Origin of the sequence: Vibrio sp. 779(2023), from assembly GCF_033344285.1 — a bacterium.
Lineage (GTDB): Bacteria > Pseudomonadota > Gammaproteobacteria > Enterobacterales > Vibrionaceae > Vibrio > Vibrio alginolyticus.
Genome location: NZ_JAWPOM010000007.1, coordinates 38,060 through 57,819, shown reverse-complemented (window position 1 = coordinate 57,819; position 19,760 = coordinate 38,060). Strand labels below are relative to the sequence as shown.

Sequence of the window (19,760 nt, the reverse complement as noted above, 5' to 3'; positions counted from 1 at the left end):
GCTAACCTCAATTTACATATCTATAAACAAAAAGAGCGCACCATATCGGTGCGCCCTTTTCACAAATTTAAAGCAACGGCAGAGAAGTTACCCAAAACTGTGCATTAAATGTTCAAAAAGTCTTTCCATTGTTCGATAAGTGTCATGAAATCCTCTATCCCACAACTTGCTGTACTTTCTGCATTGTAGAAGTCGAACTCACTTTCCATCTCGACATCATATTCATGGGCTAATGCGTTTTCTTGTACAAGAACTTCGTCGCCCTGAATCATCAAGCTAATTTCCGTGCCTGTTAGGTTATGCTCCTGAGAAGGCGCTAAAAATGACCGCTCAATTAGCTTTTCAACTTGTGCAATCTTCATCGGATCTTTGCCAATTTCTTCTTGCAACCAGCGCCCTACAATCTCATGTCCCATGCTACATTTTACGTAGTACTCGCCCATCAACGTGTTACGAATGAATTCAAATTCCACCGAGATTGCCTATTTCGTATCAATTTGGTGCGAGTATAGCGAATTGCTCCCATAAAAAAAGCACCTCATGTGAGGTGCTTTTGAATTGTGCATTTCTGATTATGCTGGTTCTTGGAAGATCACTTCGTCCGCTTTCTTGGTGTATTGATCCATTTTATGGAAGTTCAAGTAGCGGTACGTATCCGTTGCCGTAGCGTCGATTTGCTTCGCGTATTCTAGGTATTCTTCTTTGGTTGGAATCTTACCTAGGATTGCACCTACTGCAGCTAGCTCAGCTGACGATAGGTAAACATTCGCACCAGTACCCAGACGGTTCGGGAAGTTACGCGTTGAAGTCGACATTACTGTTGATTTATCTGCAACACGTGCTTGGTTACCCATACAAAGTGAACACCCTGGCGTTTCAATACGAACCCCTGCACGTCCGAAGATACCGTAGTAGCCTTCTTCAATCAGTTGGTCTTTATCCATCTTTGTTGGTGGCGCTACCCAAAGGCGCGTTGCTAACTGGCCATTGAACTTATCAAGCAATTTACCTGCTGCGCGGAAGTGACCGATGTTCGTCATACAAGAACCGATGAACACTTCATCAATCGCTGTGCCTTGTACTTCAGACAACAAACGAGCGTCATCTGGGTCATTCGGTGCACATAGTACTGGCTCATTGATTTCAGCCATATCGATTTCAATCACATGTGCGTATTCAGCGTCTTTATCTGCTTGCATCAGCTCAGGGTTTGCTAGCCACTCTTGCATTGCTGTAATGCGGCGCTCGATAGTACGGCGATCACCGTAGCCTTCAGAGATCATCCACTTCAGCATCACGATGTTAGAGTTTAAGTACTCTTCGATCGACTCTTGAGACAATTTCACAGTACAACCTGCCGCCGAACGCTCTGCAGATGCATCAGAAAGCTCAAATGCTTGCTCAACCGTTAGCGTTTCTAAGCCTTCAATCTCAAGGATACGGCCAGAAAATTCGTTGATCTTGCCCGCTTTCTCTACCGTTAGTAGACCTTGCTGAATCGCGTAGTAAGGGATGGCATGAACAAGATCACGCAGTGTAATACCCGGTTGCATTTCACCTTTAAAACGAACCAAGATTGACTCTGGCATGTCTAGCGGCATAACGCCTGTCGCAGCTGCAAAGGCAACCAAGCCCGAGCCTGCTGGGAATGAAATACCCAGAGGGAAACGAGTATGTGAGTCCCCACCCGTACCGACAGTATCCGGTAGTAGCATACGGTTTAGCCATGAGTGGATAATACCGTCACCAGGACGAAGAGATACACCACCGCGGTTCATAATAAAGTCCGGAAGTGTATGGTGAGTGTTAACGTCTACTGGTTTTGGATAAGCCGATGTGTGACAGAAAGACTGCATGACAAGATCAGCAGAGAAGCCGAGACACGCCAAGTCTTTAAGTTCATCACGAGTCATAGGGCCAGTAGTATCTTGCGAACCTACTGTCGTCATTTTCGGCTCACAGTAGGTTCCAGGACGGATGCCTTCTACGCCACATGCTTTACCAACCATTTTCTGTGCAAGCGTGTAGCCTTTACCAGAATCTGCGATTTCACCAGGTTTGCGGAATACGTCCGAAGGCTCAAGACCTAGCGATTGACGCGCTTTGTCTGTCAAACCACGACCGATGATCAATGGGATACGACCACCAGCACGAACTTCATCAATCAGTACTTCTGTTTTTAGCGAGAACTCAGCTAGAACCTCACCAGTTTCGTGGTTGCAAACTTTACCTTCATATGGGTAAACATCGATAACATCGCCCATGTTGAGCTTAGTTACGTCAACTTCGATTGGTAGTGCGCCAGCATCTTCCATTGTGTTAAAGAAGATAGGGGCAATTTTGCCACCAAGCACATACCCACCAGCTCGTTTGTTTGGAACGTAAGGGATATCATCACCCATAAACCAAAGCACTGAGTTGGTTGCAGATTTACGTGAAGAGCCAGTACCAACAACATCACCAACGTAAACCAATTGATGACCTTTGTCTTTTAACTCTTCAATTTGCTTGATCGGACCAATAGTACCCGGTTGATCAGGGTTTATTCCTTCACGCTCGTTTTTAAGCATCGCCAGTGCGTGTACTGGGATATCAGGACGAGACCAAGCGTCAGGTGCAGGTGAAAGGTCATCCGTGTTCGTTTCACCTGTTACTTTAAATACGGTTAGAGTGACTTTTTCTTCAAGCTTAGGCTTAGAAAGGAACCACTCAGCATCAGCCCATGATTGAAGTACTTTCTGTGCATGCGCATTGCCTGCTTTTGCTTTCTCTTCTACGTCATAGAAAGCATCAAACATTAGCAGCGTATGAGACAGCGCTTTTACTGCGATCTCTGCCAGTGCTTCATCATCCAATAGCTCAACTAGCGGTTCGATGTTGTAACCACCTTGCATAGTGCCTAGCAGTTCAGCCGCTTTTTCACGACTCACTAATGGTGATTTAACTTCACCTTTTGCTACTGCTGTTAGGAAACCCGCTTTTACATAAGCAGCTTCATCAACACCTGGAGGGATACGGTTTTCAAGTAGGTCAAGAATGACTTTTTCTTCACCTTGCGGGGGATTTTTCAGAAGTTCTACAAGTCCAGCAACTTGTTCTGCGTCTAGCGGTTTAGGAACAACTCCTTCAGCAGCACGCTCTTCGACGTGTTTACGGTAGGCTTCAAGCACGACTTTTTCCTCTCATTGCGGTTCCTCCTCTATTATTACTATTGTTAAAGTAAAGGAGTGAACATCCTTGGAAACTTGGCTCTCCATTGCCCTTGTTTTCATTCAATTATGATTGAGAAACAGCGCCGTAGAGGCCAAACTGTGGGCAAAATAATAGCAAATTTAACCTTAAATTAAAATCTTATCATTTTGACCAACATAGCAACTTACGACTAAAGTTCTGCTAATTTTGACCAAATATGCCAAGTTTTTGCTTTCTCATACCCGATTAATTAAACGATGTTCCTACGATCAAATACACAGCATCCAAATCTTGCTCGGTACGACCGTATGCCAACATTATTGGTCCTATTGGTGAGTCAACACCAAAGAAGATGGAGCCAGCATTGTAAAGCGGCGCTTCGTTTAGTTTCAGATCATTATCAGACCAAACACCGCCATATTCGACCGATGCGCCCAGGTAGACTGGAGCTTCAAACAATCCGAAATCATTATCAAACCACTTATATCGGTACACCAAACTGCTGAAAAATAAGTTCTGTCCGATCAGGCTATTTCTTGGGATTCCCGATAGGCTTAAGAAGCCGCCCAACTCTCTGGGATCAAGCGGTAAAGATGAGTTTTTACTCTCTACAAAACTATATTCAGCATGTCCGACTAAAGTATGACGCTGATGACTCACTGCACCTTTAAATCGTGCAGAGATTTCATAAACGGTATCTTCAATAATTTTGTCAGTTTCTAAAAGGCTAACGCCTTGAGGACTTTGATCATGAGACACTAAATATTCGAGATCGACTAAAAGCCCACGAGTCGGAAATGCGAAATCATCAAGTGTATCTAGGCGATAATTGGCAAACAGGCCACGACGTTCAAAATCCAATTTACCAGCAGAAGCCAAAGTAGAAAGCTCAATATCTCCGGTTGAGTAGCGAGCGCCAAATCGAAGTTCTTGCCACAATGTGGGTTGGATACCTATCGCTAACTCTGTTGTAAAATCATCGTAAGTGACCGGAAAAAAGTCATTTACTGACTCTAAATCTGGTGCTTGAGGCTCTGTTAAAGGTAAGTTTCGGCTCTCACTACCATAGGAAATTCGCCCCGATACAAAAAGTTCTTGGCTAGATAAAACAGGGGAATACAACTCAGCTTCAATCAGCTTATCCGTGCCCATTTCTACGTTGAACGCCAACTCCGCGCCATGAGAGTTTAAATTGGTAAAGTTGGTCGATATTCCTATGCCGTACTGGCTATCTGTATCGAAGTCATCTTCAAGAAAAAATCGGAAGTTGAGATAATTAGGCCCCCACGACTTCTCGTTAACATCAAAAACCAACAATGTCTCACCATCAACCTCTTCAAAGTGATAAGTGATGAGCTCGAACCGATCTAACGCGTAGAGGTTTTCAACGGCTTTCTCAATTTCGGCCGTTGAAATACGACGTCCGGTTTCTAATTCAATACGATTCGTCAACAACACATCGCTGTAGTGCGTGTTATTAACAATCACTATGTCATCAACCACACGCTGATCGCCATAAATCAAAGTTTTACGAACTTCTTGTTTGCGATCGATGTATTTTTGATAGTCCGCATTGGACAAGCGCAACCCTTTCAGCTTGTCTTTTAACTGCTTGGTAATATCGTACCCAGCTTGAAAAGCCCAAGGCATTTTGTCGAACTCGACAGTTTCCATGGTGCCCACATTGGGACGAATATAGATATCTTGAGGTTCAAGCTCGTCCACTTGCTGTTGTGTACTACGACGAACGAGATAGTTAGAGAGTTGGTCCGCGACAGTAAACAGCCCCGTAAATTCATCTTCGGTTTTGTAGTCGGTGCTAATATCGACGGCAATAACGACATCAGCCCCCATGGCGCGAGCCACATCGACAGGCATGTTATTGACGACACCGCCATCGACAAGCATATGGCCATTGAGCTTATAGGGAGGAAGCGCTCCTGGTACAGACATGCTAGCCATCATGGCGTCCACAAGGTAACCATTGCCCAGTACGACTTCTTCTAGGGCAAGAATATCTGTCGCAACAGAACGATAGGGAATGGCAAGATCATCAAAAGAATCGAATCGCCCTAAGTTCCCTGTAGTCTCACGCAATACTCGCAACATGTTCTGGCCTTGCACCACACCCGTTGGTGCTCGTACCTCACCGAATCTTAAGCCGAGGTCGGTATTAATTTGATAGCGGTCTTCATACTCTTTGTCACGAACTCGACGTTGGCTACGGTCAACACGATCTCGATAACCGCTGCCCCAATCGACGGTGTAGATAAAACTCTCGATTTCATCAGCACTCATACCCGTGGCATAAAGCCCACCCACATAGGCGCCCATACTGGTACCGGTCACAATATCCACAGGGATCTGCATTTCTTCCAATGCTTTTAAAACTCCAATGTGTGCCGCCCCTTTCGCTCCGCCACCAGCGAGCACAACCGCCACCTTTGGTCGAGGTTCCAAGTCATCCGTTTTTGTTAGAGAGTTTGCGAGGGAAACAGAAGGAGTGATCATCAAAAAGGTACTAACCCAAAGCGCAAAGTTGCGAACCGATGGGCTTGATAACAGCTTTTTGAACATTCACTTCTTCCTTTATTGAATATCTGATCAAGTAGGGCGTGCTAGCAGTACTGTACTAACACGCCCTAATATGTACTAAGAATTAATCAGATAAACAAGCTAATGTTGTTGATTTGGCGATGCTACCAATCAAATATGCTATTTAACCAGTTTGATTTCTTCTCACACTGTTGCTTTATCTGACCGGTTTTATCCCAAATCGGCAGTTTGTAATCACTACGGCAGTTCATTTCTAAACCTCCATCAGATGTAGGCTTGAACCCTAATGTGGTGATTTCTCTTGGCCATGGGAGCTCTAAACGCTCAGGAATACGCTGCTTCAAGTACTCTGCGTACACTCGTAATGCACCACTCGACCCTGTTAGATTCACGGGTTTATTATCGTCACGGCCTAGCCAAATTGTCGTCACCTCACGACCATCAACACCGACAAACCAACTATCGCGGTTGTCATTACTGGTACCCGTTTTTCCTGCCAATGCAGCCCAACCAAACTGGCTTTGTAAGAAGCGGCCAGTGCCTTGAGCAACCCCTTGTTTCATCGCGTAGGTCGTTAGCCATGCAGCTTGTTCATCCACGGCTCTTGATGAACGAGGCAAGGATTGATACAGCACATTACCTTCCATATCCATGACTGAGCGCAGAGCGGTCAGTTTTGCACGCTTACCTGAATTCGTCAGAGTCTGATACATCTGTGCAACTTCGAATGGCGTCAAAGAAAACGAACCCAAAAACATCGAAGGCACTGGGCGAATTTCGTCTTTGTTCACGCCCAAACGCTCTAAAGTATTGGACACTTCAGGAATGCCAAGTGCCATACCTAAGCGCACGGTCGGTACGTTAAGTGATTTCGCTAAAGCAATGTAAAGTGGCACATCACCACGATATTTTCTATCGTAGTTGCGCGGCGTCCACACGTTACCTTTACTGCTCTTCAGACTTAACGGCGTGTCGTGTAGCGTCGTGCCTAGGTTGTATTTATCCGGTTGTTCTAGAGCCGTTAAGTAAATCGCTGGTTTCACTAAAGAACCAATCGGACGACTGGCATTGAGCGCGCGGTTAAAGCCTTCATAACCGACACGTTTACCACCTACCATCGCACGGATTTCACCACTATGGCGATCAACGGCCACAGCTGCGGCTTCTAACTCTTTACCACCCCGTTTAGCTAGTTCTGGGATCTTTTTCGCGATAGCTTGTTCCATTTTGCTTTGCGATACTGGGTCCAGAGACGTAAATACGCGCAGTCCGGTCTCTGCCTTAAATCGCTCCCCAACTTTTTCTTTTAATTCAATACTCAATTGTTGGAAATAAGCTGGCTGACGGCTCGCAATACGTGGCTTGCTTTGCGTATCGAGTGGACGACTTACAGCTTGTTCATACTGCTCTGAAGTCAACATGTTTTGCTGCATTAACAGGCGCAGAACGAGATCACGACGCTCTTTCGTTCTCTCAGGGTAACGAATTGGGTTGTAGTAAGACGGTCCTTTTACCATCCCAACTAACATCGCCAATTGATCGATTCGCAACTCCTGAATTGGCTGCCCAAAATAATAACGCGACGCCAAGCCAAACCCGTGGATCGCTTCACCTCCACTTTGACCTAGGTACACTTCGTTTAGGTAGGCTTCTAAGATACGATCTTTGCTGTAACGGTAATCCAAAATTAGCGCGATATACGCTTCTCGAACTTTACGCCACAGTGTTTTATCACGAGTCAAAAACAGGTTTTTTGCCAATTGCTGAGTCAGCGTACTACCACCTTGAACAGTACGACCCGCCTTAATGTTCGCAACCAATGCACGTGCAATCGCGAGCGGTGACACCCCGTCATGTTGATAAAAATCCCGGTCTTCGGTCGCAAGCAGTGCATCCACCAAAATTTCAGGGAACTGATCACGACGTAAGAAAAGGCGCTGTTCATCACGGTCTTTCTCCAGCATGCCCAACATCTTCGGTTCTAGGCGCAAGTAACCAAGGTCTCCTCGAGATTCTAAAGACTGAATACGTTGCAAGCCGGAATCAGAGAAATGCAGCATAATGTGACGATCCGGCTCGGGACCATCGGCAAACTCGAATGGACGACGAATCAATTCAATCCGAGTGGAAGAAGAGGAATATTCGCCTGGGTAACGAGGTTGACTCACTTTACGGTAATTCAACACATCTAGCTCGTTGCGCAGTTCTTGGATGGTGATATTCTCACCAGGGCTTAGATTCAAGATACGGGCATAAACCACCGTTGGCAGCTCAAACAGCTGACCTTCAAAGCGTTCTTTCACCACACTATCTAAGTAAATCCCAACAAACAGCAAAACAGCGGCAAGTGCAACGCCAGCTTTCCAGCTAAACGACCACAGAACTTTCAACCACGAACGTTTCTCGTTAGTCGGCTTTTTACTCGGCGTACGTCGAGTCTGTTTTGCGGTTCCTTTATTGGTTGTACTTTTCTTCGCTGGCGCTTTTTTCGCGCTAGGCTTCTTGCTGTCAGTCATTATTCAATTGTCTTTTTGTTTTCGTTGTTGCTACATGATTGGCAGGATCATCTGGCCAAACGTGTTTTGGGTAGCGCCCTTTCATCTCTTTTTGAACGTCTTTGTAGCTTCCGTTCCAGAAAGCCGCCAAGTCCGACGTTACTTGCAATGGACGTTGTGCCGGTGAAAGCAGTTCAAGCACCAAACGCTTGCGGCCAAGAGCTACCGTTGGGGAACCACTCTCCCCAAATACTTCTTGCATACGCACCGATAATATCGGCTCGTGGCCATATTGGTAACGGATACGCTTCTTTGAACCTGTGGGTAGTTGGTAATGCTCAGGTAACCATTCATCCAGTTGTTGATTGAGTGGCCAACCTAATAGAGCATTAAGCGCTTCGACCAAGTTTATCTTGCTCAGGTCTTTAACCGAGCTGACAGACGTCATGTATGGTTCTAACCACTCCTCTAATGAATCCAGCAAACTGGCTTCATCAAACACTGGCCATGACTGCTCAGGTAACCATTCCACCGCACAACGAATCCGAGCCAACAAGCTCTCCGCTGCCGGTGTCCAGTTTAGACTCTGTAAGCCCTGGCGGCGGACATACGTGAGTAAAGCTTGTGTCATTTTTTCTTTGCCCGGGCTTGGCAACGGCTCGCGTTCAACGACCAGCAGACCGAGTTTTGTTTGTCGCTCAGCTATTAGACGGCCTCTTTTTTCATCCCAGTCCACTACTTCTTCAGACGAAAATAGCGCATCAAAGGTCGTTCGCAATATATTGACATCCAATTCACATGCCGAATGAATTTGACTTGAATTAGAATGAGAACGCATTAAGTCAACGGCAACCAAATACTCACAGCCACCTAGCATGTCTTCCTGATGACATTCTGCACCATGACCATTAGCCAAAGTAAATCGCCCAAATTGATTTGTGCGCTGCTGCGCAATGCGATCTGGAAATGCCAAACTTAACACCAGCGGTAATGCATCTTCATCCACGCCTTTCAGGTCAAATACCGTATCCAATTTGTACGCCAGAGATTGAGCACGCTTGAACAACATCGACTTTTTTGGATGAGTACCAACAAGCCAACGATGCAAGCTATGAGCGATATTGGTAACATTTCTCTCTGGCTCTTCAATCAGTGCGACCGCCGCCAAAGCAGCATTTAACATCTTATCACTGTAAGATAGCGCTTTAATTAGCATCGCAGCCGCACGAGGCTCAACGCCTAGTTCATGCGCCTGTTTTCCTTCGGACGTTAATTGCCCTTTTTCCGTCAGTAGTCCCAATGACACCAATAGCTGCTTCGCTTGTTCCAATGACGCATTAGCGGGAACATCAAGCCACTTTAGATCGTGGATATCACCCGTTCCCCAAAAGGCAAGCTCCATAACTAAACTAGCCAAATCGGAATGCAAAATTTCGGGTAGGGGAACCAGCGGTTGCTGCTTGAACTGGCTTTCAGAATAAAGACGAACACAAATGCCCTCTTCTATTCGTCCCGCTCGTCCTGCACGCTGAATCGCTGAAGACTGTGCAATGCGTGTTTGCTCTAAGCGTGTTAAACCGTTTTTCAAATCAAAGCGGGCAATACGCTCTAACCCAGAATCAACCACGAGGCGAATGCCTTCAATCGTTAGTGAAGTTTCTGCAATGTTGGTCGCTAGAACGACTTTACGCTTACCTTGTTCTGCTGGCGTAATCGCTTTTTGTTGGTCTGCAAAACTCAGTTGACCATAAAGTGGGCATATGTCGATATCATCCGCTAAATGAGACAACCGCTCTTCAACTTGTTTTATGGCACCAACACCCGGCAGGAAAGCCAACAAAGATCCGGACTCTTTGTTCATAAGACTTTCTATTGTTTTTGCCATACTCGTAGGTAAATGCTCGTTCACACCTAACGGCTGGTAGCGCATTGCCACATCAAAGCTGCGCCCTTCAGATTCAATGTAACTGGCTTCCGGCAACAACGATTGTAATGCTTGTTGGTCAAGCGTTGCCGACATTACCACCAGCTTGAGATCGTCTCGCAATGCCTCTTGAACTTCTAAACTGAATGCCAAAGCGGTATCGGCATGAATGCTGCGTTCATGAAACTCATCAAAGATCAGTAGATCAACCCCATCCAGTTCAGGGTCAGTTTGGATCATCCTGGTCATGATCCCTTCGGTCACGATCTCCAGCTGCGTTGCAGAACTTACCTTTGCCTCGCCACGAACTCGATAACCCACGCGTTGACCAACTTGTTCTCCCAATTGCTCAGCAAGATAACGGGCAATGTTACGCGCCGCGAGTCGTCTTGGCTCAAGCATGATGATTTTTCCAGCAACCGAATGATTTAAGAGTAACTGCAAAGGGAAGTAAGTCGACTTACCGGCACCAGGCACCGCTTTTAAGATCACTTGATGTTGATTTTTGACCGCCGTCAGCAACTCAGGCATCACGGCTTCAATCGGCAATTGTGACAAAGAAAATACCTTATGGTGTAATGGTGGCAACATTGTACATAAAAAATTTTTTGTCTAAATAAGCAAATGCATTTCACACCCGCTTTAGAGTCCGCCACTCTACTCAAACGTTATAAACGCTTTCTTGCCGATATCGAGCTCGATACTGGTGAAATCCGTACAATCCACTGCGCAAATACAGGTGCAATGACGGGTTGTGCTACGCCCGGAAACAAGGTTTGGTTTTCTACTTCCGACAACCCGAAACGAAAATACCCCAATAGTTGGGAGTTGAGTGAAACCGAACAAGGCCACCGTATTTGTATCAATACCGCGCGCGCCAATCAATTAGCCGTAGAGGCTATTGAAAATAATGTCATTTCAGAGCTTTGTGGTTATGACACACTTCAAACTGAGGTGAAATACGGCAATGAAAATAGCCGAATTGATATCTTGCTCAGCGCAGACGACAAGCCAAAGTGCTATATAGAAGTGAAAAGCGTCACTCTTCTTGATGAGACCGACTCTACTGGACAAGGATACTTCCCAGATGCGGTCACGACTCGGGGACAAAAACACCTGAGAGAGCTCACAGAAATGGCACAAAATGGAAGTAGAGCCATACTTTTATTCACTGTTTTACATTCAGGTATTGAAAAAGTATCCGCGGCGCACCATATAGACGCGAAATATTCACTATTACTCAAACAAGCACAAGACGCTGGAGTGGAAGTTCTCTGCTACAAAGCTGAACTGAGCGATACTGGAATGAAGCTGATTTCCGCTATTGATTTTATCAATTAAGAGAAAAAATGATGTCGTCTTCACATTGACGATAACTTTGCGATTCAGTATTTGCTTGCACCGCCTCTTTTTGCTATAGATACCCGCCTTAAATTGACTGCGTAGCAGTTGACTAGGTGTAAGTAGGAGATGCTGTATGCCAGAATCAAAGAAGAAAACGATAGGCATCCTAGCCATTGCCGGCGTGGAGCCATATCAGGAAAAACCTGGTGAAGAGTACATGTCACCAGAGCAGGTTGAACACTTTACGAAAATCTTAACAGCTTGGCGCGACCAGCTAAGAGCTGAAGTGGATCGTACTGTTCACCACATGCAGGACGAAGCAGCAAACTTCCCAGATCCAGTTGACCGCGCCTCTCAAGAGGAAGAGTTCAGCCTAGAACTGCGTAACCGTGACCGCGAACGCCGTTTGATCAAGAAGATTGAAAAGACTTTGGATAAAATCAAAGAAGACGATTTTGGCTTCTGTGAGTCTTGTGGCGTAGAGATTGGCGTTCGCCGTCTTGAAGCACGTCCAACCGCTGACCTTTGTATTGACTGTAAAACACTTGCAGAAATCAAAGAGAAGCAAATGCAAGGTTAATCACCCAGCATTATGATTGTTGAAGGGAGCTCAGGCTCCCTTTTTGTTTTGGCTATCTTCGCACCCTATTTGTTTACTAAATTCGAGATACACGCATGACACGCTATGTAGGTCGATTCGCCCCATCTCCTTCTGGTCCACTGCATTTTGGTTCACTGATTGCCGCTCTTGGCAGTTATTTTCAAGCGAAAGCACAAAACGGAGCTTGGTTAGTACGTATTGAGGACTTAGACCCACCAAGAGAAATGCCAGGTGCAGCGCAACTTATCCTAGAGGCACTCAAGGCCTATCAGCTGCATTGGGATGGAGAAGTGGTATACCAGAGCGAACGTCACGACCTTTACCAAGCTCAAATAAACAAATGGCTCGAAAATGGAGAAGCCTATTATTGCCAATGTACTCGTAAGCAAATTAAAGAGCATGGCGGTTTTTATCCTGGCACTTGCCGCGATAAAAACTTGAAAGACGGCGCGATTCGCCTAAAAATGACCAAGCCTGTCGCTCATTTCCTCGACCAAAAGCAGGGAACCATTACGATTCCAGAGCAACTCGTTAATGAAGATTTCATTATTAAACGTCGAGATGGATTATTTGCTTATAATCTTGCGGTAGTATTGGACGACATCGACCAAGGCGTCACAGAAGTCGTGCGAGGTGCAGACTTAATCGAGCCGACAGGGCGTCAAATTAGCCTGTACCAAATACTTGGTCAGCCTGAAGTTAGCTACTTGCATTTACCATTGGCGATGGACAACAACGGCAATAAATTGTCGAAACAAAATCACGCGACGGCTATTGATATAGATACACCAAAACCTACTCTATTGCGCGCCATGACATTTTTAGGTTTCGAGATACCTGAAACCGTAAGGGCGGCCAACATAGAAGATATTCTTCGTTGGGGCTGCGAAAACTGGCGGTTGGAACAGCTTCCAGCAGAGATCGAGATCACACCGTGATTCTCAAATGGCATTGTGTAGGCTATCATTAGCCGCAAATTAGGCCCTAGAGGCGTATAAAACTAACCAAAGCAAGATTGGATTAAACCCAGTTATTGCCAGATGCACATGAATACAAACGACTATACACCAAGCGAACCTGCCACAATTCCAGAGCTCGCTCTCAATGTAATAACTCGTGAAGAGCACAACATTTCGCGTAAGCAGATCAGTGATAATGCGCTGAAGGTACTGTACCGCCTAAATGGTGCTGGTTTCGATGCTTTTCTTGTGGGTGGCGGGGTTCGAGACTTACTGCTTGGACAAAAACCAAAAGATTTTGACATTGCGACCAACGCAACGCCGGAACAGATCAAACAGCTATTTCGTAACTGCCGTTTGATTGGTCGCCGCTTCCGCTTGGCTCATATTATGTTTGGCCGAGACATCATTGAGGTTGCGACATTCCGTGGTCACCACCAAGAGCAAAAGAATAAGAGCATTTCTCAGCAATCAAAAGAGGGTATGCTGCTGCGTGACAACGTCTACGGCACCATCGATGAAGATGCTGAGCGCCGTGATTTCACGATTAACTCGATGTACTACAACATCGCAGATTACTCGATTCACGACTACGCACGTGGTATTGAAGATTTAGAAGATCGCCTAATTCGACTGATTGGTGATCCAGAAACACGCTACCGTGAAGACCCTGTGCGCATGCTGCGTGCGGTTCGTTTCGCGGTAAAACTAGACTTTGATATTGAAGAAGACACCGCAGCGCCAATCGAACACATGGCACCGTTGCTCGGTGACATTCCGTCAGCGCGTCTTTTTGAAGAGTCACTCAAATTATTGCAATCCGGTCATGGCTTAGAAACCTACCACCTACTGCGTGAGTACAACCTATTCCAGCAACTATTCCCGACGATTGCAGCGCACTTTACAGAAGATTACTCCTCTCATACTGAGCAGATGTTGGATCTTGTCCTAGATTCTACCGACATGCGCATCGAAGATGGGAAACGCATCAATCCAGCATTTATGTTTGCTGCAATGCTGTGGTACCCACTGTGTGCGAAAGCCGATGAACTGATGGAAGAGCGCAACGTAGGCCATTACGACGCCATTATGGAAGCGAGCAACATCATTCTTGACGAGCAAGTTCGCACAATTGCCATTCCAAGACGCCACACCGCAACCATTCGCGAGATTTGGCAGTTACAGCTTCGTCTTCCACGACGTAACGGTAAACGTGCATTCCGTCTTATGGAGCTCAATAAATTTAGAGCTGGCTTTGATTTTCTTGAAATGCGCGGTGAAATTGAAGGTGGTGACACTCAGAAGCTTGCCAAGTGGTGGGAAACTTTTCAAAATGCAGGCCGAGAAATGCGTCAAGCAATGGCTGCCGACTTAGACGGTCAATCACCGAAAACAGGCCAGCGCCGCCGTAAAACTTATCGCAAGAAAAAGAGTAAGCCCAAATCATGATTACAGCGTACATTGCGGTAGGCAGTAACTTGGCGGATCCTGTCAGCCAAGCGAAGCAAGCGATTGAAGCATTAAAAACGCTGCCTAAATCAGAGTTTGTTCAAGCTTCTTCGCTATACAGCAGCACGCCAATGGGGCCACAAAACCAACCGGATTACATCAATGCGGTTGTGTCTATTAACACCAGTTTGACGCCTATTGAATTGCTCAATTGCACACAAGCTATAGAGCAAGAACAAGGGCGTGTCCGTAAAGACGAACGCTGGGGACCAAGAACCTTGGACCTCGACATTGTGCTTTATGGCAATGAGGTGATTAATTCCGAGAGGCTGATCGTTCCTCATTATGGAATGAAAGAGCGTGAATTCGTACTCTACCCTCTTGCGGAAATTGCACCAAGTTTACAACTCCCTGATGGGACCGAGGTCTCTGAACTACTGGAACAAGTAGATAGAAACGGCCTCAGTATCTGGCAGTCATAGCCAACTCCTAGTAAGGATAAAACCATGAAAAAAATGACCATCAACGACCTAATCAAGTGGAAGCAAGAAGGTCGTAAATTTGCTACTTCAACCGCTTATGATGCGAGCTTTGCCCAACTGTTTGAAAGCCAAGAAATGCCAGTACTTCTTGTTGGTGATTCTCTAGGTATGGTTTTGCAAGGTCACAACGATACTCTGCCAGTAACGGTCGATGATATCGCTTACCATACTCGTTGCGTACGTGCTGGTAGCCCAAATTGTTTGTTGATGGCAGACATGCCATTCATGAGCTACACCACGCCAGAGCAAGCTTGCGAAAGTGCGGCTAAACTGATGCGTGCTGGTGCCAATATGGTAAAAATTGAAGGTGGTGACTGGCTTGTCGACACGGTGAAAATGCTCACTGAACGATCAGTTCCAGTTTGTGCTCATCTTGGTTTAACTCCTCAAGCTGTTAATATTTTTGGTGGTTACAAAATCCAAGGTCGCGATCAAGAAAAAGCAGACCGCATGGTAAAAGACGCATTAGCGCTGCAAGAAGCAGGCGCTCAAATCGTCTTACTAGAATGCGTACCAGCTGAGCTTGCTGAACGTATTACGCAAGTGCTTGACGTTCCTGTTATCGGTATTGGTGCAGGTAACGTAACAGATGGTCAAATTCTCGTGATGCATGATATGTTCGGTATTTCTGCCAACTACATGCCGAAATTCTCCAAAAACTTTCTTGCTGAAACAGGTGATATGCGCAAAGCCGTTACTAAATACATTGAAGATGTAGCCAACGGTGTATTCCCAGACGACGCTCATACCATTGCCTAGAGGATAAATGCATGCAAACTTTTGCGGAAATCTCAGCAGTTCGTGAACACCTTAAAACCTTTAAACGTGAAGGTCGTAAAGTGGCGTTTGTCCCTACCATGGGCAACCTTCACGAAGGCCACTTAACTTTAGTGCGTAAAGCACGCGAATACGCTGATATCGTTGTCGTAAGCATCTTTGTTAATCCGATGCAGTTTGATCGTGCTGACGATTTAAATAATTACCCACGCACGCTAGAGGAAGACTTAAGCAAGTTAACCTCTGAAGGGGTCGATGTGGTATTTACGCCAACACCAGAAGTTATCTACCCTGAAGGTCTGGATAAGCAAACCTTCGTCGATGTCCCTGGCCTATCAACAATTCTCGAAGGCGCGTCTCGACCAGGTCATTTCCGTGGCGTGACGACGATTGTGAATAAGCTGTTTAACATCGTACAACCGGATGTCGCGTGCTTCGGCGAGAAGGACTTCCAACAACTTGCTGTTATCCGCAAGATGGTTGATGACCTAGCAATGGACATTGAAATCATCGGTGTACCAACCGTACGTGAAATGGACGGTTTAGCAATGAGTTCACGCAATGGCTTGCTTACGCTGGACGAGCGTCAACGCGCTCCTGTACTTGCTCGTACAATGCGTTGGATCAGTAGTGCCATTCGCGGTGGCCGCGATGACTACGCATCGATCATCGAAGATGCAAGCGACCAACTTCGAGCTGCAGGTCTGCACCCTGATGAGATCTTCATTCGTGATGCTCGTACATTACAAGTGATCACACCAGAAACGACACAAGCTGTTATTCTGATGTCTGCGTTCCTAGGCAAAGCTCGTCTTATCGATAACCAAACGGTAGATATGGTTGTCGAAACGAAGGAAGAAGCTGAATCTAACAATACAAACTCAGAGAACGCAGAGTAAGCTCTGAGCCATAAAAGTAAAAAGGTCGACTCTTAGTCGACCTTTTTTATACTCTACGTATAGACGCAATCTAACCCTTCAGGGCGAGTTTTAAACCGCTTGTGCAGCCACATCCACGCTGGAATATCACGTTTTATCATTTTCTCAAGCTCTTGGTTCAAGATGCTTGCCGCTTTAACCGCATTACGTCTCTCGAAACGCTCGCTAATGTCTTTTCCAATGTACAGCGTGTAATGGTGATTTTTACTCACTGTAACGCCAGATATAACCGCGCACTTTGTTGCATCAATGAGAACACTAGACCCGACGGTACTCGCCGCTTGTTCAACAGCAAAAAACGGCGCAAAAACAGAATGGCTAACGCCATAATCATGGTCGGGTAAATACCAAAGTCGATGACCATTCTTCAGAACTTTGAGCATTGATTTCACGTCTTTTCGATCAATCATTTGATGTCCAAAACGAGTTCGACCTCGATGTTGAATAAACTCATAAGCAGGATTCGAATTTGGGCGATAAACGCCATAACCTTGGGCAAACTGGCTAAAAATACGAGCGGTTATCTCCAAGTTTAAATGGTGACTGCACACCACCAACACACCACGTCCATTCTTTTCCTCAGCGAGTAAACGATCTTTTCCAACAATAGAGGTTATCCGACGTATCCGCCAATCTGGCCAAAACCAAGCGATACCGGTTTCGATGATCGCCATTCCAGTATATTGAAAGTTTTTTCGTACTACGTCCTTACATTGCCAATCCGTAAAATCAGGGAAACACAGCTGGAGATTACGCAGAGCGATCTTGTATCGGCGCTTCATTACATGCATCGCAATACAGCCGATGCTTCTACCTAAGATTCGCAATACTACGTATGGCAGTACATTAACAAGAATCGCTAAAGATCCAAATGCCAGCCATACAGACCAATATTTGGGCTTAAGTAACTGATAGGAGAAAGGCGGCGGCGGGACAATATTCATAGGATCACTCATTTATTACAAATGATTGAAACCTACCATGATAAAAACCGAAAAATTGTATGGGTATGTATTGTTATGCATGCGAAAGAGCAGCGTGAATCGCCGCTCTTTGCTTTATGAGAATGGCTTAGCTTCTTAGCCCAATCCCTTTGGTTACTAGATAATGCGCAATGGCATACAGTGCAACAACAAACACTGCAAGTACACTAAATGAAGTGATAATGCCTACATCCGAGACACCTAAAAAGCCGTAACGGAACGCATTCACCATGTAGACGATTGGGTTGATCTTAGAAACGCCTTGCCAAAATTCAGGCAGAAGACTAATCGAATAAAAGACACCTCCCAAGTAAGTTAGAGGGGTCAATACAAACGTAGGGATGATCGAAATATCATCAAATGTTTTTGCGTAAACCGCATTGATCAAGCCACCGAGAGCAAATACCACCGACGTCATGAAGACAGTCGCGACAATAATGCCCCAGTGCTCCACTTGCAAATCAACGAACAAAAGTGACACACAAGTAACAATTGCACCGACCAACAAACCTCGAGTCACGCCGCCCATCACATAGCCAGCAATAATCACATAGTTTGGTACCGGTGCCACCAGCAGTTCTTCAATATTCTTCTGTAGCTTTGCACTAAAGAATGAAGACGCAACATTCGAGTATGAGTTGGTGATCACCGACATCATGATCAAACCTGGAACAATGTACTCCATGTAACTAAAGCCGCTCATCTCACCAATTCGAGAGCCAATAAGATTGCCGAAAATGATGAAGTACAACGTCATCGTAATGGCTGGCGGCACTAAGGTTTGCACCCAAATACGTGTAAAACGAGTGACTTCTTTGCTCAGCAAGCTGCGAAATGCCGTCCAATATAAACCGTACATTTAATTACTCCCCTCTCTTACAATGCTGACAAACAACTCTTCAAGTCGGTTGGCTTTGTTACGCATTGAGAGAACTTTAATGCCATGCTCTGTTAACTGACTGAATACCGAATTCAATCCTTGGCTTTTATCTAGTTCTATCTCTAAAGAGCCATCAACAATACTTTGTCGATTAACACCTTCAAGCTCAGGCACCTCGACTTCTGACTCAATATCCAAGATAAATGTCTCGACGCTTAGCTTACCTAGTAACGCCTTCATGGTGGTATTTTCAATCAGCTCACCACGATTAATAATGCCGATATTTCGACACAGCATCTCCGCTTCTTCTAGGTAGTGTGTCGTTAAAATAATCGTAATTCCTTGCTCTTGGTTGATCTCTTTCAGAAACCCCCACATTGAGCGGCGTAGTTCAATATCCACTCCAGCCGTTGGTTCATCTAAAATGAGTAATTGCGGCTCGTGCATCAAAGCTCTTGCGATCATTAAACGACGCTTCATCCCACCGGATAGGTTACGAGCACGCTCTTGGCGTTTTTCCCATAAATCCAATTTTTTCAGGTATTTTTCTGCTCTTTCTTTGGCTAACACTTTAGACACACCGTAATAGCCAGCTTGCTGCATCACAATTTGCTCAACGGTTTCAAACTGGTTGAAGTTGAACTCTTGTGGCACCAAGCCTAAATTCTGCTTGGCCAATTCGAGGTCGGTATCAATGTCATAACCGAAAACTTTCGTCGTTCCGGAGGTTTTATTCACTAAGGAGGAAATGATGCCAATCGTGGTCGATTTTCCTGCACCATTGGGACCCAGAAGCGCGTAGAAGTCACCCTTTTTCACTTGGAGACTTATACCTTTTAACGCCTCAAAGCCACCTGCATACGTCTTGCGCAGTTGTTCAATTTCTAATGCGTACATAAGGTCTTGATTGCCGTTTGTTTGTGATTACTAATACCGACTCATATTTAGCAGCGGTTTACTACAAAATCGCCTTGGGTATCGTATTGGAGGTCCATCAGTTTATCGTTGAATAACGATGATTACAAATAAACCTTTCGATAATATTGGAAATATAACCCTTACCTCGTAAAGGTTATCTCTGAGTAAGACAAAATAGAGCATAAAAAAACGCAACAGGACA

At 45.5% G+C, this 19,760-nt stretch carries 15 protein-coding genes; 7 read left to right on the top strand and 8 right to left on the bottom strand.

All coding sequences use genetic code 11. The annotated features are described in order from the left end of the window. Positions 1-104: 104 nt before the first annotated feature. From R8O70_RS10915 to hrpB, 5 genes are all read right to left on the bottom strand, one after another. On the bottom strand, positions 105-473 hold the full coding sequence (locus R8O70_RS10915) for a YacL family protein (RefSeq protein ID WP_182016242.1): 369 nt from the start codon (positions 471-473) through the stop codon (positions 105-107). A gap of 99 nt (positions 474-572) precedes the next feature. Next, positions 573-3,170 (bottom strand): bifunctional aconitate hydratase 2/2-methylisocitrate dehydratase, encoded by a 2,598-nt coding sequence (gene acnB / locus R8O70_RS10910; protein ID WP_047102649.1) that lies wholly within the window; start codon positions 3,168-3,170, stop codon positions 573-575. A 268-nt stretch (positions 3,171-3,438) separates the two neighbouring features. Next, positions 3,439-5,769 carry a patatin-like phospholipase family protein gene (locus tag R8O70_RS10905; RefSeq protein WP_005380018.1) on the bottom strand — a complete coding sequence of 777 codons (2,331 nt, stop codon included), beginning with the start codon at positions 5,767-5,769 and terminating at the stop codon, positions 3,439-3,441. Positions 5,770-5,891: 122 nt separating this feature from the next. Further along, positions 5,892-8,264, bottom strand: coding sequence for a penicillin-binding protein 1B (gene mrcB, locus R8O70_RS10900; protein ID WP_053306758.1), 2,373 nt, complete (start codon positions 8,262-8,264; stop codon positions 5,892-5,894). Next, positions 8,257-10,725: an ATP-dependent helicase HrpB gene (gene hrpB / locus R8O70_RS10895; protein ID WP_318184183.1), complete on the bottom strand. Its 2,469-nt coding sequence runs from the start codon at positions 10,723-10,725 to the stop codon at positions 8,257-8,259. The genes mrcB and hrpB overlap by 8 nt, the downstream gene beginning before the upstream one ends. 66 nt (positions 10,726-10,791) lie before the next feature. Between hrpB and sfsA the strand changes: the two genes are divergently transcribed. The 7 genes from sfsA to panC all read left to right on the top strand — a co-directional run bounded on the left by sfsA (position 10,792) and on the right by panC (position 16,738). Continuing rightward, positions 10,792-11,508 (top strand): DNA/RNA nuclease SfsA, encoded by a 717-nt coding sequence (gene sfsA, locus R8O70_RS10890; RefSeq protein ID WP_017635909.1) that lies wholly within the window; start codon positions 10,792-10,794, stop codon positions 11,506-11,508. Positions 11,509-11,644: 136 nt separating this feature from the next. Beyond that, positions 11,645-12,091, top strand: coding sequence for an RNA polymerase-binding protein DksA (gene dksA, locus R8O70_RS10885; protein ID WP_005386584.1), 447 nt, complete (start codon positions 11,645-11,647; stop codon positions 12,089-12,091). A 95-nt stretch (positions 12,092-12,186) separates the two neighbouring features. Further along, entirely contained in the window at positions 12,187-13,050 is an 864-nt protein-coding gene (gluQRS, locus tag R8O70_RS10880; RefSeq protein ID WP_047102653.1) for a tRNA glutamyl-Q(34) synthetase GluQRS, read from the top strand. A 102-nt stretch (positions 13,051-13,152) separates the two neighbouring features. Further along, the gene (pcnB, locus tag R8O70_RS10875; protein WP_258623921.1) at positions 13,153-14,520 is read left to right on the top strand and encodes a polynucleotide adenylyltransferase PcnB; all 1,368 of its coding nucleotides are present in this window, start codon (positions 13,153-13,155) and stop codon (positions 14,518-14,520) included. After that, entirely contained in the window at positions 14,517-15,002 is a 486-nt protein-coding gene (gene folK / locus R8O70_RS10870; RefSeq protein ID WP_017635910.1) for a 2-amino-4-hydroxy-6-hydroxymethyldihydropteridine diphosphokinase, read from the top strand. The genes pcnB and folK overlap by 4 nt, the downstream gene beginning before the upstream one ends. Before the next feature lie 24 nt (positions 15,003-15,026). Continuing rightward, complete coding sequence (gene panB, locus R8O70_RS10865) at positions 15,027-15,821, top strand: 3-methyl-2-oxobutanoate hydroxymethyltransferase (RefSeq protein ID WP_054574817.1); 795 nt, start codon at positions 15,027-15,029, stop codon at positions 15,819-15,821. Positions 15,822-15,832: 11 nt separating this feature from the next. Then, a complete protein-coding gene (panC, locus tag R8O70_RS10860) occupies positions 15,833-16,738 on the top strand; it encodes a pantoate--beta-alanine ligase (protein WP_065274834.1) in 906 nt (301 codons plus the stop codon). Between the two features lie 53 nt (positions 16,739-16,791). On the opposite strand, the gene R8O70_RS10855 is transcribed toward panC, so the two are convergent. The 3 genes from R8O70_RS10855 to R8O70_RS10845 all read right to left on the bottom strand — a co-directional run bounded on the left by R8O70_RS10855 (position 16,792) and on the right by R8O70_RS10845 (position 19,537). Continuing rightward, positions 16,792-17,721: a Kdo(2)-lipid IV(A) acyltransferase gene (locus tag R8O70_RS10855; protein ID WP_005380004.1), complete on the bottom strand. Its 930-nt coding sequence runs from the start codon at positions 17,719-17,721 to the stop codon at positions 16,792-16,794. Between the two features lie 127 nt (positions 17,722-17,848). Continuing rightward, positions 17,849-18,619 carry an ABC transporter permease gene (locus R8O70_RS10850; protein WP_005380002.1) on the bottom strand — a complete coding sequence of 257 codons (771 nt, stop codon included), beginning with the start codon at positions 18,617-18,619 and terminating at the stop codon, positions 17,849-17,851. Next, positions 18,620-19,537: an ABC transporter ATP-binding protein gene (locus R8O70_RS10845; protein WP_005380000.1), complete on the bottom strand. Its 918-nt coding sequence runs from the start codon at positions 19,535-19,537 to the stop codon at positions 18,620-18,622. Positions 19,538-19,760: the final 223 nt, after the last annotated feature.

Coding starts and splice junctions, on each gene's coding strand:
- panB (WP_054574817.1), top strand. CDS start 15,027: ATGAAAAAAATGACCATCAACGACCTAATCAAGTGGAAGCAAGAAGGT.
- mrcB (WP_053306758.1), bottom strand. CDS start 8,264: ATGACTGACAGCAAGAAGCCTAGCGCGAAAAAAGCGCCAGCGAAGAAA.
- dksA (WP_005386584.1), top strand. CDS start 11,645: ATGCCAGAATCAAAGAAGAAAACGATAGGCATCCTAGCCATTGCCGGC.
- pcnB (WP_258623921.1), top strand. CDS start 13,153: ATGCACATGAATACAAACGACTATACACCAAGCGAACCTGCCACAATT.
- R8O70_RS10845 (WP_005380000.1), bottom strand. CDS start 19,537: ATGTACGCATTAGAAATTGAACAACTGCGCAAGACGTATGCAGGTGGC.
- gluQRS (WP_047102653.1), top strand. CDS start 12,187: ATGACACGCTATGTAGGTCGATTCGCCCCATCTCCTTCTGGTCCACTG.
- R8O70_RS10855 (WP_005380004.1), bottom strand. CDS start 17,721: ATGAATATTGTCCCGCCGCCGCCTTTCTCCTATCAGTTACTTAAGCCC.
- R8O70_RS10850 (WP_005380002.1), bottom strand. CDS start 18,619: ATGTACGGTTTATATTGGACGGCATTTCGCAGCTTGCTGAGCAAAGAA.
- panC (WP_065274834.1), top strand. CDS start 15,833: ATGCAAACTTTTGCGGAAATCTCAGCAGTTCGTGAACACCTTAAAACC.
- folK (WP_017635910.1), top strand. CDS start 14,517: ATGATTACAGCGTACATTGCGGTAGGCAGTAACTTGGCGGATCCTGTC.
- R8O70_RS10905 (WP_005380018.1), bottom strand. CDS start 5,769: ATGTTCAAAAAGCTGTTATCAAGCCCATCGGTTCGCAACTTTGCGCTT.
- sfsA (WP_017635909.1), top strand. CDS start 10,792: ATGCATTTCACACCCGCTTTAGAGTCCGCCACTCTACTCAAACGTTAT.